Source organism: Curtobacterium sp. A7_M15, assembly GCF_030705415.1.
In the GTDB taxonomy this organism is placed as follows: domain Bacteria; phylum Actinomycetota; class Actinomycetes; order Actinomycetales; family Microbacteriaceae; genus Curtobacterium.
On sequence record NZ_JAUZED010000095.1, the window covers coordinates 1 to 13,597 of the forward strand.

Consider the following 13,597-nt stretch of genomic DNA (forward strand, 5'->3'; position numbering starts at 1 on the left):
CCGCGCCTCCCGTCCGTCGCCCGGTCACGTCTCGACCGGTCGTCCGTCGCTCAGTCGTGGAACGTCTCGATCGACGCGCCGAGCGAGTTGAGCCGTTCCTGCAGCTGCTCGTACCCGCGAGCGATGATGCCGACGTTGCGCAGGACGCTCTCGCCCTTCGCCGCGAGCATCGCGAGCAGGATGACCACCGCGGGGCGGAGCGCCGGCGGGCAGCTCACCTCGGCACCCGAGAAGTGCGTCGGGCCGGTCACGTCGAGGCGGTGCGGGTCACGCAGCGTGACGCTCGCGCCCAGACGGGTGAGGTCGAGCAGGTGGATCGCGCGGCCCTCGTAGACCCAGTCGTGCACGAGCGTGGTGCCCGAGGCGCACGCGGCGATCACCACGAAGAACGGCAGGTTGTCGATGTTCAGCCCGGGGAACGGCATCGCGTGGATCTTGTCGATCGGCGCGTGCAGCTCGGACGGGTGCACGGTGATGTCGACCAGGCGGGTCCGGCCGTTCGCGGCGGGGTACTCGTCGGTCACGTCGAAGCGCAGGCCCATCTCGGCCAGGGTCGCGAGCTCGATCTCGAGGAACTCGATCGGCGCGCGGGTGACGGTCAACGTGGAGTCGGTGACGATGCCGGCGGTCAGCAGGCTCATGGCCTCGACCGGGTCCTCGCTCGGCCAGTAGTCCACGACCTCGTCGATGCGGCTCTTGCCGGTGATCCGGAGCGTGGTGGTGCCGATGCCCGCGATCTCCACCCCGAGGAGCTCGAGGAAGAAGCAGAGGTCCTGCACCATGTAGTTCGGGCTCGCGTTGCGGATGACGGTCTCGCCGTCACGGGCGGCGGCGGCCAGGATGGCGTTCTCGGTGACGGTGTCGCCACGCTCGGTGAGGACGACCGACTTCGTCGGGACGTCGGTGTTCGCCACGTCGACCTCGTACCAGCCGGAGGTCGCCTCGACGTCGACGCCGAAGGGGCGGAGGGCGATGAGGTGCGGCTCGACCGTGCGGGTGCCGAGGTCGCAGCCGCCGGCGTACGGCAGGCGGAAGGAGTCGTAGCGGCCGCTGAGCGGACCGAGGAACATCAGGACGCTTCGGGTCCGACGAGCGGCGTCGGCGTCGATCGCGTCGAGGCGCAGGTCGGACGGTGCGACGATCTCGAGGACCTCGCCGTCCTCGGACCAGGTGACGGTCGCACCGAGGCTGCGGAGCACGTCGATGATGCGGTCGACCTCGACGATGCGCGCGACCTTGTGCAGCCGGGTCACGCCGCGGTTGAGGAGCGAGGCGCAGAGGAGCGCGACGGCCGCGTTCTTCGACGAGTTCACCGCGATCGAGCCGCTGAGCTTGCGACCGCCCTGCACGCGGAGGTGTGCACGCTGCGGGGCACCGCCGATCGAGACGATCTGCTGGTCGAGGGCGTCGCTGATCCGGGTCAGCATCTCGAGGGACAGGTTCTGTCCGCCCTGCTCGATCCGGTTGATGGCGCTCTGGCTCGTGCCGACGCGTTCGGCGAGCTGCGCCTGGGTCATGCTGCGGCCCTTGCGGGCGCCCCGGATGAGGGCGCCGACCTCGCGGAGGGGAGCCGGGGTGGTCGGGGGAGCGACGATGGTGGTGTCGGTCATGAGGGGCACGCTAACACGCTCATGAGATAAACCACGGGGTACAACGCCCAGGTTTCTCAGGATCGCGTCGGGAATACACCGTCTGTGAGAAGTTCGCCGTCACCTGTCGTCCAGAGGAGCGTCTCGTTGTCGAAGGTCCAGACGGCCCCGGACTCCTGGTCTACTGCGGGGACCGGATCACGGAGCCACACCGTGCTCCCGGGTGTCCATCCGGCGATCACGCTCGCGGATCCGTCCGACACCGGGACCGCCGTCCCCGCCGCCCGCAGCCACCCCCGGACCGTCAGCCGCACGGCGTCGTACTCGGTCGCGACGCCCGACCAGTCGGGGGTGACCCACGCTCCGTCCCGACCGGTGGTGCGGTACCAGTCGTGCCGCCGGGTGGTCCAGCTGACGTCGACCGGCCACCGGCGGCAGACGGCCGACCAGTCGTCAGCACCGTCGATCACCAGCACGCGTGCGTCGACCGGTGTGGAGACGGGAGCGACGACGGCCCGCTCCCAGCCCATGTCGTCCTCGACGGCCCAGAGTCCGAGCGGGCCGAGCGGCGCCACGGCCGGAGTCGTCACGAGGAGCCCGGAGGGCGGCGTCGACCACCATTCGCCGCCGCGGTCCGCGTCCACGCGGCGTCGGCGGTCCCGCGGGCGGACGGAGTCGACCTCGGTCTGCAGTGCTCGACGCCAGTCGCCGAGCACGCGCGTGGCGTCGCCGGGACGGGTCTCCCGGAGGGGCTCGGGTCCGTGCGGGCCGTCGAAGGTCGTGCTCCACTGCCCGGGCGACGCAGGGCAGACGACGGTGTCGACGGCCGTCGACGCCGCCCAGAGTCCGGCGAGGCGCGCGACGACGGGCGCGACGGACGGACGCGCGAGCAGGACGTCTTCGCTGTCCGGCTCCTGCCAGTACCGCGCGACCGCCGCGGTGTCGCCAAACGCGCGCACCACGTGGTCGGCACGCACGGTGACGGGGTCGATGACGTCGACGGCGGCACTGAGCGTACGAGCGACCTCGTCGTCGCCGGGGTCCGGCTCCGGATCGACCGCACCCGGGCCGAACAGTGTCGGCGTCTCACCGCGCTCCCGGTCGACGTGGTAGCCCGCCCAGAGGAACACCTCGCGCAGGCGCTCGGCGGGTCCGGACTCCTCGTCGAGCACCTGGTGGAGCAACTCCGTGCAGAAGCGACGGCCCCGCGGGCCGGCGAGCAGGTCCTCGGCGGTGATCACGGCGTCAGGCTAGCGCCCGTCGCTAACGGGGAGCGCGACCGCGCCGATAGTCCTCCGTGCAGCCCACGGACGGGCAGCATCCCGCCCCACGGACGGCGGCGGGACGATCGAGAACCAGGACGGGCCATGATCGTCGTCACACGACTCAACGGCAGCGGATTCGCTGTCAACCCCGATCTCGTGGAGCGCATCCAGGAGACGCCGGACACGACGCTCATCATGGTCGACGGCGCCAAGTACATCGTCCGCGAGTCCCTGGCCGAGGTCATCGACCTGATCGCCGCGTACCGGGCCCGCATCGTCGGCATGGCGTACGGCACGGACACCGCCGCGCGGAACGCCACCGGCCCCCAGCCGACGCTGGCGCCGGTCGCCCCGATCCACCCCGTGTCCGCCGACCGGGCACCCCGCACGCAGGACGGGGGTCGCTGACGTGGACATCGCGACGATCATCGGGATCCTCCTCGCCTTCGGCGCCCTGTTCGGCATGGTCGAGATGGAGCACGTCGAGCTCGCCGGACTCTTCCTGCCGGCACCCATGCTGCTCGTGTTCGGCGCGACGATCGGCTGCGGCATCGCGAGCACGACGCTCAAGGACGCCATCGCCAGCTTCAAGGCCGTCCCGAAGGCGTTCACCGGCAAGGTCACCCCGCCGCAGTCGGTCATCGACGACGTGGTCGGCCTCGCCGAGACGGCCCGTGCGAACGGCCTGCTCGCGCTCGAGCAGGAGGCCGACAAGCACGACGACCCGTTCATGAAGAAGGCGCTGCAGAACATCGCCGACGGCACGGACGGTGACGAGCTCCGGATCCTGCTCGAGGACGAGATCGAGTCGAACGCCGCCCCCGTGCGGTCGGCCAGCTCGTTCTTCATGGGGCTCGGCGGCTTCGCGCCCACCGTCGGCATCATCGGCACCGTGGTGTCGCTGACCCACGTCCTGGCGAACCTCGGCAAGCCCGACGAGCTCGGCCCGCTCATCGCGAGCGCGTTCGTCGCGACCCTCTGGGGCCTGCTCACCGCGAACTTCCTGTGGCTCCCGATCGGCGGCAAGCTCCGCAAGCTCGCGCAGCTCGAGGCCGACCGTCAGACACTGCTCATGGAGGGTCTCCTCGCGGTGCAGGCCGGCAGCCAGCCGCGCCTGCTCGGGGAGCGGCTCACCGCGATGGTCCCGCCCGCGGCGCGCGGCGGGGACGCCAAGGGCGGCAAGGCGAAGGCCGGCAAGGGCAGCGACGCCGACGTCGACGACCAGCAGCTGGCGGCCTGACGATGAGCGCCAACCCCCGGGGACGCGGTCGTGGACGCGCGAAGAAGTCCCACGACGAGGCCGAACACCCCGACGAGCGCTGGATGGCCTCGTACATGGACATGATCACGGTGCTCATGTGCATGTTCCTCGTGCTCTTCGCGATGTCGACAGTCGACCAGCAGAAGTACATCCAGCTGAAGAACTCGCTCGCCACGGGCTTCGGCGAGGTGAAGTCGCAGAAGGTCGACACCGCATCCGGCACGGTCGTGACGAAGGACGAGGTGAAGGACGGCTCCGGCTACTCCGTCGACAAGTCCCAGGCCGACCACTCGACGGCGTCGTCCGGTACGAAGGACACCAACGTCGACCCGGCCTCCACGGTGGTCCCGACGACCGCGACGAAGGCCGACGTCGCGGCGGCCAAGAAGGAGCTCGACGACCTGCGGGCGCTCGAGCAGGCGATCAAGGCGAACCTCGCGAAGGCCGGGCAGACGTCGAACGTGCAGTTCACCGTCGACGCCCGCGGACTCACCGTGCGCCTCGTCGGCAGCGAGACGTACTTCACCACGAACAGCGCGGACCTGTCCGACCAGGCGAAGCGGATCATGGACGCCATCGCCCCGGTCCTGAAGACCGGCGGCCACGACGTCAGCGTCGAGGGGCACGCCGACCAGCGGAACTCGACCGCGCCGTACGCCACGAACTGGGAACTGAGCGCCGCCCGCGCGACCGGGGTCCTCCGGGACCTGGTGGAACGCGGCGGCATGCCGGCGGCTCACATCCAGAGCGTCGGGTTCGGGTCGAGCCGCCCGCTCGCGAAGGGCGGGACGGACGCGGACCTCACGCTCAACCGGCGGGTCGACATCGTCGTGCTGTCGAACCAGGACCAGGACGTCAGCGCCCTGATGCCGGCTCTGGCGAAGGCACAGGACGGAGCACGGGCCGGGTAGCCGCGGACGGCCCCCAGAACGAGGCACAGCCGCCCGGGCACGCTGACGGCTGCCGTTCGGGCGACCGATAGACGCACCCGTGACCGAGACCCTGCCCGCGCCCGAGGTGTACGACTTCGCGCGCCCGTCGACGCTCGCCCGCGAGCACGCCCGGGTCCTCGAGCTCGCCTTCGAGACGTTCGCGCGCCAGTGGGGCACCCAGCTCACCGCGAAGGTCCGTGCGGTGAGCCAGGTCACGTGCGAGCAGGTGCAGATGACGACGTACGACGAGTACGCCGCCTCGCTCCCGGCGCTCACCGGCATGGTGCTGCTCCCCATCGCGGACGTGGTCCCGAAGGGCGTGCTGCAGGTCCCGCTCGACGCCGCCCTCACCTGGGTCTCGCACGCGCTCGGCGCCTCGAAGCCGCTGCCCACGCCGGACCGGACGTTCACCCCGATCGAGCAGGCGCTGGTCCGCAAGATCGTCGAGGACGCCCTCGACGACCTCCGCTACTCGTTCGGCGGACTGCTCGCGCACGACGTCACGGCCGGTGGCTTCCAGTTCAACTCGCAGTTCGCCCAGGCCGCCCAGAAGGGCGACCTCATGATCGTCGCCTCGTTCACGATCCGCGTGGGGGACCGCGTCGCCCCGGGCACGCTCGCGCTGCCGGCCGACGCCGTCCTGCCGCAGCTCGGCGAGACCGCCGCCCACGTCACACCGGCCGACGCCCGTGCGCTCGTCGACGCGCAGCTCGCCGCCGTCCCGGTCGGCGTCAGCCTGCGGTTCGCGCCGGCGACCGTCCTGCCGTCCCAGGTCCTGCGTCTCGCCGTCGGAGACGTCCTCCCGCTGCCGCACCCGCAGCACCGCCCCCTCACCATCGCGGTCGACGGCGAGCCCGTCGGCACCGCCGCCGTCGGCGCGAACGGCTCGCGCCTCGCCGGCATCGTCGTCACCACCACATCGGAGCAGCCCGCATGACCGTCACGACCACCCTCCACACGCAGGCGGCCGAGGCACTCGCCGCGCAGCTCCCGACGGCCGCTCCGCTGGCAGCCGTGGCGGTTCCAGGAGGCGCGACCGGCGTCGTCCTCGAAGCGGCCGGTGACGCGGTGGTCGCGTCCTTCGTCGGCGGCCTGTCGGCCGACCTCGTGCTCGTGCTCACCGACCTCGAGTCCGTGATCGCGGCGGGCGGGACCGACCACGGGATCGTCGACGTCACCGACGTGCTCCGCCCGTCCCTCGAGGCCGCCGCCGGTGTCCTCGGCGTCGGCGTCCTCGGCGATGCACGACGCGAGTCGGCGTCGGCACTCCTGGCCGACCCGGACACGGTCGTCTTCGAGCTGACCGCGGGTGGCGTCCCCGGGGGCTGGTTCGCGCTCCGCGTCCGTGAGAACGGCACCGTGTCCGCCCCGGCCGTCGCGGCGCCGGCGACGAGCCTGCCGGCCGGCAACCTCGGGCGGATCAACAACGTCGAGATGACTCTGACGGTCGAGATCGGTCGCACCCGGATGTCGGTGCGTGACGTGCTCGGCATGGAGCCCGGCGCCGTCGTCGAGCTCGACCGCAGCGCCGGCGCCCCCGCCGACGTGCTGCTCAACGGCCGGCTCATCGCGCACGGCGAGGTCGTCGTCGTCGACCAGGACTACGCGGTCCGGATCACCAAGATCCTCGACGTCGCCGAGAGCGTCTGAGCCCCGACGTGGACACCGCCTGGATCGTCCTCCGCGTCGCGCTCTCGCTCGGCGTCGTGCTCGCGCTCATGTGGGTGCTGCACCGTCGCGTCAGCAAGAGCGGCCTCGGTGCGGGCAAGACCAAGGGCCGCCGTTCGGCGTCGGTCGAGGTCGTCGGCCGCCAGGGCATCGGCGGCAAGGCGAGCGTCGTCGTGGTCGACGTCGAGGGCGAGCGCCTCGTGCTCGGCGTCTCCGAGCACGGTGTCTCGCTGCTCACCAGCGGACAGGCGCCGACGCCGGAACTCACCATCGTGACCGGGCCCGTGACACTGCCCGTGCGTCCGACCCCGTCGGCAGACGCGTTCTCCCGGGAACTGCAGCGACAGGACCAGGCCGCGCCGTCCCTCCAGTCCGACGCGGCGCAGCCGCTGCCCATGCGCCCCCGCAACCGTCGCGCCCAGCGCGCCACGCTGCCCACCGCGCAGCAGCTGCAGGGGTCGATCCTGTCCGCCGACACCTGGCGGCAGGCAGCCGCGGCGCTCCGGAACCGGCGGGCCGGGTGACCGCGGCACGCACCGGAAGACTCATCGCCCTCCTCCTGCTGGGGGTGACGATCGTCGCCGGCTTCCTCATGCTCACGGCGACCGGCGCCCACGCGGCCGGTGTCGTGCAGCCCACCGCTCCCGCCACGCCCACGCCGCCGTCGACCGGTGACTTCAGCGTCAGTGTGAACGGCCCCGACGGCACCCCGTCGTCCGCCGTCGTCACGCTGATCGGGATCACGCTCCTGAGCGTCGCGCCGGCGCTGATGCTCATGATGACGTCGTTCACCAAGATCTTCGTGGTGCTCGCCATGACGCGGAACGCCCTCGCCCTGCAGTCCATCCCGCCGAACCAGGTGCTCGCCGGGCTCGCGCTCTTCCTGTCGCTCTTCGTGATGGCACCCGTCCTCGGGCACATCAACGACGACGCGCTCCAGCCCTACCTGGCCGGACACCTCGACTTCACCCAGGCGGTCGACATCGGGACGAAGCCGCTGCGCACGTTCATGCTGCACCAGACGCGTGAGGAGGACGTGGCGCTCATCACGCGGGCCGCCGGTCAGGACAACCCGAAGTCGATGGCCGACGTCCCGATGACGACGGTGATCCCCGCGTTCGTGATCTCGGAGCTGCGCAGCGCCTTCATCATCGGGTTCGTCATCTTCATCCCGTTCCTCGTCATCGACCTCGTCGTCTCGGCGGCGCTGATGTCGATGGGCATGATGATGCTCCCGCCGGTCATGATCTCGCTCCCGTTCAAGATCCTGCTGTTCGTCCTCGTCGACGGCTGGGGGCTCATCATCAAGTCGCTCATCGAGAGCTACCACGTTGTCTAGGGGATGCGCATGAACCAGCAGGCCGTCATCGACCTCACGCTCCAGGCACTCCTGGTGTCGGCGAAGCTCGCCGCGCCCGTGCTCGTCACCTCGCTCGTCGTGGGTTTCGCGATCTCGCTGTTCCAGTCGGTGACGCAGATCCAGGAGGTCACGCTCTCCTTCGTACCGAAGGCCGTCGCCGTCGCGATCGCCCTGGTCGTCTGCGGCAACTGGATGATCTCGGAGATGGTCGGGTTCACCCACGTCGCGTTCGACATGATCCCCAAGCTGCTGGGGACCTGATGGAGCTGTCGATCGACGGCGACCGCCTCGAGGCGACGATGCTCGCCGGTGTGCGGCTCGTGGCGTTCTTCGTGATCGCGCCGCCGTTCTCGTACCGGGCGTTCCCCGCCACGGTGAAGGTGATCCTCGGCATCGCCCTGGCCGTGGGTGTCGCCCCGCGGGTCGCCGTCGGCTACGAGTCGCTCGACACCGGGCCGTTCCTGCTCGCGCTCCTCACCCAGCTCCTCGTCGGGCTCGCCCTCGGGTTCCTCGTGTTCCTCGTGTTCGCCGCGGTGCAGTCGGCCGGTGCGCTCATCGACCTGTTCGGCGGGTTCACGCTCGCGCAGGCGTACGACCCGCAGTCGCAGGTGAACGGGGCGCAGTTCACCAGGCTGTTCCAGATGGCGGCCCTCGCGCTGCTGTTCGCCTCGGGCGGGTACCAGCTCATCGTCGCCGGACTCGTGCGCTCCTTCGACGCGGTGCCGCTGACCGGGACGTTCGACCTCGGCGGCCTCGCGTCCGTGCTCGTCACCGCGCTCACGCAGATGTTCCTGTCGTCCCTGCAGATCGCCGGACCCCTCGTGGTGGTGCTCTTCCTCGCCGACGTCGGCCTGGGGCTGCTCACCCGTGTCGCCCCCGCGCTCAACGCCTTCCAGATGGGTTTCCCGATCAAGATCGGGCTGACCGTCGTCTTCGCCGGTGCGCTCTTCATGGCCCTGCCCTCCGTCGTGTCGTCCCTCACCGGCGACGCGGTGGCCGCGATCACGGGACGGGGGTGACGGCGTGTCCGACAGCGGGGAACGGTCCGAACAGGCGACCCAGAAGCGGATGCGCGAGGTCCACCAGAAGGGACAGATCGGACGGTCCCAGGACCTCGGCGCGTGGATCGGGATCGCCGTCGCGGCGCTCATGATGCCGTCGGCGATCGGGAACGCGGCGGCGGCCGGTTCGTCGCAGCTCCGCGCCGTGCAGCGCGTCATCGCCGACCCCACCATCGGCACGATGAACGCGGTCTTCCACGATGCCCTCGGCTCGCTCGGCGGGACCCTCGGCCCGATGCTCGCGGTCGTCGCCGTCGCGGTGCTGGCCGCCGCGGTCGCGCAGGGCGGCGTGCACTTCCGGAAGCTCGCGCCGCAGCCCGAGCACTTCGACCCGATCCAGGGCCTCAAGCGCGTGTTCGGCACCCAGGCGCTCTGGAACGGGTGCAAGGCGCTCCTCAAGACCGCCGTCGTCGGACTCGTGCTCTGGGCCGCCGTGCAGGCGCTCGTCCCCGTCCTGATGACGAGCGGGTCGCTCCCGCTGTCCGCCGTGCTCGACGCCGCCGCGGCCGGCACCGGCACCCTGCTCCGCGCGGCGATCGTCGCCGGCCTGGTCCTCGCCGCGCTCGACGTCTTCGTCGTGATCCGCCGCAACCGCAAGCGCACGATGATGACCAAGCGCGAGGTCAAGGACGAGAACAAGCACGCCGAGGGTGACCCGCTCGTGAAGTCGCAGCGCCGGTCGCGTCAGCTCGCGATGAGCCGGAACCGCATGGTGCAGGCGATCGGGACCGCGGACGTCGTGATGACGAACCCGACGCACTACGCCGTCGCGCTCACGTACGAGCCGGGGAAGTCCGCCCCGCGGGTCGTGGCGAAGGGCGCCGGTCCGGTCGCGACGATGATCCGCGACAAGGCGCTCGAGGCACGGGTGCCGATCGTCCAGGACGTCCCGCTCACCCGTGCACTGCACGCGGCGTGCGAGCTCGGGCAGGAGGTGCCCGTCGACCTCTACACGCCGGTCGCCCGCGTGCTGTCGTTCGTCATGGCGCTCAAGGCCAGGGGAGCGGCGGCCGGGACGCACGCCCCGCCGCGGCCGACCACTCCGGACGAGGTCGCGACCGTGATCGACCCGGCCACCCTCACCGGGGACCTCCGCCCCCGGAGGCTCCGCACACCCCGTCCCGAGAACGTCACCGCCACCGAGAACGTCACCGCCACCGAGGGAGTCCCCGCATGAACCGCAAGGACCTGCCGAAGCTCGTCGTCCCGGTCTTCATCGTCGGCATCATCCTGCTGCTGATCCTGCCGGTGCCGTCCTTCCTGCTCGACTTCCTCATCATCTGCAACATCCTGCTGGCGCTGGTGATCCTGCTCACGACGCTGTTCGTGAAGAAGCCGCTCGACTTCTCGGTGTTCCCGTCGCTGCTGCTCGTCGCCACGCTGTTCCGCCTCGGCCTGAACGTCGCGTCGACCCGGCTCGTGCTCGGCGAGGGGTTCGCCGGCGACGTCATCCAGGCCTTCGGGCACGTCGCGGTCTCGGGCTCGATCATCATCGGCGCGGTGATCTTCCTCATCCTCGTCGTGATCCAGTTCGTGGTCGTGACCAAGGGCGCCGAGCGCGTCGCCGAGGTCGGGGCCCGCTTCACGCTCGACGCGATGCCCGGCAAGCAGATGGCGATCGACGCGGACCTCAACGCCGGGCTCATCACCGACGCCCAGGCGAAGGAGCGCCGAGCGGCGGTCTCCGCCGAGGCCGACTTCTACGGTGCGATGGACGGCGCCTCGAAGTTCGTCAAGGGCGACGCGATCGCCGGCATCCTCATCATCGTCATCAACCTCGTCGGCGGCATCGCCATCGGCATGGTGCAGAACGGACTGTCGATCACCGACGCCCTGTCGAAGTACGGCATCCTGACCATCGGCGACGGGCTCGTCACGCAGATCCCGGCGCTCCTCATGGCGGTGTCGACGGGCATGATCGTCACCCGCTCCGGCGCCGAGACCGAGATCGGCACGTCGGCCTCGCAGCAACTCACCCAGTCGCGGAACGCCCTCGTCATCGCCGGCGTGGCGGCCATCGCCATGGGGTTCATCCCGGGCATGCCGATCATCCCGTTCCTCGTCATCGGCGCGACGCTGCTCGTGATCGGGTGGCGTCTCGGGCAGAACACGAAGCGCGAGGAGGCGGCCGCCGCGCAGCAGGAAGCCCTCGCCGCAGCCGCCCCGAGCGCCGACACCCCCGAGGACCTCATCGAGCAGATGCGCGTGCACGCCCTCGAGATCCTGCTCGCCCCCGACCTCGTCGACATGGTGTCCGGCGCCTCGGACGACCTGCTCGGCCGCGTCCGGGCCCTCCGCCGGAAGATCGCGATCGACATGGGGATCGTGGTGCCGCCGGTCCGGACCCGCGACAGCATCGAGCTCCCGCCGTCGACCTACGCCATCCGCATCGCGGGCGTCGAGGCCGGCCGGGGTACCGCACCGTCCCGCAGCGTGCTCGCCCTCGGCGACCACCTCGAGGGGCTCCCCGGCGAGACCACCGTCGAGCCCGTCTTCGGCCTCGCCGGCAAGTGGGTGCCCGCCGAACTCCGTCACGCCGCCGAGATGACCGGTGCGACCGTGATCGACCGCGTCTCGGTCCTCGTCACGCACCTGCAGGCGATCATCGGCGACAACGCCGCTCGGCTCCTGACCCGTGAGGACGTCAAGGTCCTCACCGACGGCGTCAAGCAGGTGAACCCCGCCGCGGTCGAGGAGCTCGTGCCCGGCATGCTCTCGCTCGCCGAGCTGCAGCGGGTGCTGCAGGGTCTGCTCGCGGAGCGGGTGCCGATCAACGACCTCGGTCGGATCTGCGAGGGCCTGACGCTGCGCGCCAAGGTGTCGACCGACCCCGAGGGGCTCGTCGAAGCGGCACGCGCAGCCCTCGGCCCCGCGCTGCCCGCCCGCTACCTCGACGCCGGCACGCTCCGGGTCATCATGATCGACCCGCTCCTCGAGCAGTCGATGCTCGAGGGTCTCCGGCCGTCCGAGCAGGGCACCCAGATCGTCCTCGACGCCAACCGCATCGAGCAGGTCCTCGGATCGCTCCGGGACGCCGTGCGGTCGGTCGAGGACCAGGGCATCTCCGCCGTCCTCGTCTGTGCCCCGCAGCTGCGCCCGGCCGTGCACCGCATGGTCTCCGCCCAGTCGAACGGCCTGCCGGTGCTCTCCTACCAGGAGGCCACCGCCGCGGGCTCCACCATCGAGACCGTGGGAGTGGTCCGTGCCGCCGACCCGATTGCAGCGTAGCGGCGCGACGCTCGACGAGCTCCGGGACGCCGTCCGCGCGGAGTTCGGTCCGGGCGCGCGCATCGTCGCGGCCGAGCGCGTCACTACGCCGGGCATCGGCGGCCTGTTCCGGAAGGCGCACGTCGAGGCCACCGTCGAGGTCCCCGCACCAGACGACGTGCCGACCGCCCGGGTCGCCATCGCCGACTCGCCGGTGCAGCGGGTCGGCATCGCGGCCCTCCTGGCCGACGCGGAAGCCGCGGAGGCGCGCATCGCCGGGCACGACGGCACCGCGTCCACGCGGGCCGACGCGTTCGCGTCGGTGCTCGACGGGTTCGTCGCCGACGGCATCACGGGGAGCGCGCCGCGCCCGACGCGTGCACTGCCGGAGGTGGGGTCGGCGGAGCAGGGCGGGCCGCGCCTCCTGGACGGGGCCGGTGCGTCCGTCGTGTCCGGTCCGTCCGTCGGTCCGTCCGTCGGTCCGTCCGTCGGTCCGTCCGTCGGTCCGTCCGTCGGGCCTGGAGGCGCGGCGCGGCTCCTCGACGACGTCGTGGCCGGGCAGCTGGTCGCCGCCACCGCGCCCACCCGGCCCGCCCCGGCGGTGCGGTCCGCCGACGGCGACCTCGTGCTGCTCGTCGGGCGTCCGAACGACGTGGACGCGGCGGCCGGGATCGTCGCCACCCGGTACGCGCTGCGACCGACCGATGCTGCCGACCGACGAAGCGGGATCCTCGCCCGCGCCGAGGGCGTCCGCAACGGCCACGCGCTCCTCGCCGTCGCCGCCTGGGACGACCACGCGACCGCCGCCGCCCTCGCGCCCGACCAGGTGTGGGTCGTCGTCGACGTCGGACGGAAGCACGAGGACGCCGTCCGGATGGTCGCGGCCGTCGCCGAGCGCGTCACCGTGGCCGGGGTCGTGGCGATCGGCGCGGGGGAGACCGCCACGCCGGAGTCGGTGCACCTGCTGGGAGTCCCCGTCGTGTCGCTAGGCTGAACGGGTGCTGGTACTCACGCGGAAGGTCGGCGAGCGGATCCTCGTCGGTGACGACATCGTCATCACGGTGCTCGACAGCCGCGGGGACGGCGTGCGGATCGGGATCGATGCGCCGCGCGGGGTGAAGATCCAGCGCGAGGAGGTCGTGCGCGCGGTGACCGAGGCGAACGCCGAGGCGGCCGCTGCCGCCGGTGCCAGCGACGACGCCGAGGCGCGGCTCCGCCGCGCGCTCGAGGACCGCGGGGCCGCCGGCGACGCCT

15 protein-coding genes are annotated in these 13,597 nt (G+C 71.6%); 13 read left to right on the forward strand and 2 right to left on the reverse strand.

Annotation, left to right across the window (positions count from 1 at the left end; all coding sequences use genetic code 11):
- Positions 1–50: 50 nt before the first annotated feature.
- On the reverse strand, positions 51–1,610 hold the full coding sequence (locus Q7F20_RS14645) for a UDP-N-acetylglucosamine 1-carboxyvinyltransferase (RefSeq protein ID WP_305740806.1): 1,560 nt from the start codon (positions 1,608–1,610) through the stop codon (positions 51–53).
- A gap of 56 nt (positions 1,611–1,666) precedes the next feature.
- Positions 1,667–2,830, reverse strand: coding sequence for a hypothetical protein (locus tag Q7F20_RS14650; RefSeq protein ID WP_305740807.1), 1,164 nt, complete (start codon positions 2,828–2,830; stop codon positions 1,667–1,669).
- A 126-nt stretch (positions 2,831–2,956) separates the two neighbouring features.
- On the opposite strand from Q7F20_RS14650, the gene Q7F20_RS14655 reads away from it, so the two are divergent.
- The 13 genes from Q7F20_RS14655 to csrA form a co-directional block, all read left to right on the forward strand.
- Positions 2,957–3,262: a flagellar FlbD family protein gene (locus Q7F20_RS14655; protein ID WP_305740808.1), complete on the forward strand. Its 306-nt coding sequence runs from the start codon at positions 2,957–2,959 to the stop codon at positions 3,260–3,262.
- 1 nt (position 3,263) lies between these two features.
- Complete coding sequence (locus Q7F20_RS14660) at positions 3,264–4,094, forward strand: motility protein A (protein ID WP_305740809.1); 831 nt, start codon at positions 3,264–3,266, stop codon at positions 4,092–4,094.
- Positions 4,095–4,096: 2 nt separating this feature from the next.
- Entirely contained in the window at positions 4,097–5,026 is a 930-nt protein-coding gene (locus Q7F20_RS14665) for a flagellar motor protein MotB (RefSeq protein ID WP_305740810.1), read from the forward strand.
- 79 nt (positions 5,027–5,105) lie between these two features.
- Positions 5,106–5,984 (forward strand): flagellar motor switch protein FliM, encoded by an 879-nt coding sequence (locus tag Q7F20_RS14670; protein WP_305740811.1) that lies wholly within the window; start codon positions 5,106–5,108, stop codon positions 5,982–5,984.
- Positions 5,981–6,697 carry a flagellar motor switch protein FliN gene (gene fliN, locus Q7F20_RS14675; protein WP_305740812.1) on the forward strand — a complete coding sequence of 239 codons (717 nt, stop codon included), beginning with the start codon at positions 5,981–5,983 and terminating at the stop codon, positions 6,695–6,697. The genes Q7F20_RS14670 and fliN overlap by 4 nt, the downstream gene beginning before the upstream one ends.
- Before the next feature lie 8 nt (positions 6,698–6,705).
- Positions 6,706–7,239 carry a flagellar biosynthetic protein FliO gene (locus Q7F20_RS14680; protein WP_305740813.1) on the forward strand — a complete coding sequence of 178 codons (534 nt, stop codon included), beginning with the start codon at positions 6,706–6,708 and terminating at the stop codon, positions 7,237–7,239.
- Complete coding sequence (fliP, locus tag Q7F20_RS14685; RefSeq protein ID WP_305740814.1) at positions 7,236–8,054, forward strand: flagellar type III secretion system pore protein FliP; 819 nt, start codon at positions 7,236–7,238, stop codon at positions 8,052–8,054. The genes Q7F20_RS14680 and fliP overlap by 4 nt, the downstream gene beginning before the upstream one ends.
- 9 nt (positions 8,055–8,063) lie before the next feature.
- Complete coding sequence (gene fliQ / locus Q7F20_RS14690) at positions 8,064–8,336, forward strand: flagellar biosynthesis protein FliQ (RefSeq protein WP_305740815.1); 273 nt, start codon at positions 8,064–8,066, stop codon at positions 8,334–8,336.
- Positions 8,336–9,094, forward strand: coding sequence for a flagellar biosynthetic protein FliR (locus Q7F20_RS14695; RefSeq protein ID WP_305740816.1), 759 nt, complete (start codon positions 8,336–8,338; stop codon positions 9,092–9,094). The genes fliQ and Q7F20_RS14695 overlap by 1 nt, the downstream gene beginning before the upstream one ends.
- A gap of 4 nt (positions 9,095–9,098) precedes the next feature.
- Entirely contained in the window at positions 9,099–10,313 is a 1,215-nt protein-coding gene (locus Q7F20_RS14700) for a flagellar biosynthesis protein FlhB (protein WP_305740817.1), read from the forward strand.
- A complete protein-coding gene (locus Q7F20_RS14705) occupies positions 10,310–12,364 on the forward strand; it encodes a flagellar biosynthesis protein FlhA (RefSeq protein ID WP_305740818.1) in 2,055 nt (684 codons plus the stop codon). The genes Q7F20_RS14700 and Q7F20_RS14705 overlap by 4 nt, the downstream gene beginning before the upstream one ends.
- Positions 12,339–13,337: a hypothetical protein gene (locus Q7F20_RS14710; RefSeq protein ID WP_305740819.1), complete on the forward strand. Its 999-nt coding sequence runs from the start codon at positions 12,339–12,341 to the stop codon at positions 13,335–13,337. The genes Q7F20_RS14705 and Q7F20_RS14710 overlap by 26 nt, the downstream gene beginning before the upstream one ends.
- 4 nt (positions 13,338–13,341) lie before the next feature.
- Positions 13,342–13,597, forward strand: a 256-nt coding sequence (gene csrA / locus Q7F20_RS14715; RefSeq protein ID WP_305740820.1) for a carbon storage regulator CsrA, incomplete at its 3' end; no start/stop codon positions are given.

What these genes read in the sequence shown, in the direction of transcription:
- Q7F20_RS14645 (WP_305740806.1), bottom strand. Translation starts at nt 1,610, where the DNA reads ATGACCGACACCACCATCGTCGCTCCCCCGACCACCCCGGCTCCCCTC.
- Q7F20_RS14655 (WP_305740808.1), top strand. Translation starts at nt 2,957, where the DNA reads ATGATCGTCGTCACACGACTCAACGGCAGCGGATTCGCTGTCAACCCC.
- Q7F20_RS14665 (WP_305740810.1), top strand. Translation starts at nt 4,097, where the DNA reads ATGAGCGCCAACCCCCGGGGACGCGGTCGTGGACGCGCGAAGAAGTCC.
- fliN (WP_305740812.1), top strand. Translation starts at nt 5,981, where the DNA reads ATGACCGTCACGACCACCCTCCACACGCAGGCGGCCGAGGCACTCGCC.
- fliQ (WP_305740815.1), top strand. Translation starts at nt 8,064, where the DNA reads ATGAACCAGCAGGCCGTCATCGACCTCACGCTCCAGGCACTCCTGGTG.
- Q7F20_RS14695 (WP_305740816.1), top strand. Translation starts at nt 8,336, where the DNA reads ATGGAGCTGTCGATCGACGGCGACCGCCTCGAGGCGACGATGCTCGCC.
- Q7F20_RS14705 (WP_305740818.1), top strand. Translation starts at nt 10,310, where the DNA reads ATGAACCGCAAGGACCTGCCGAAGCTCGTCGTCCCGGTCTTCATCGTC.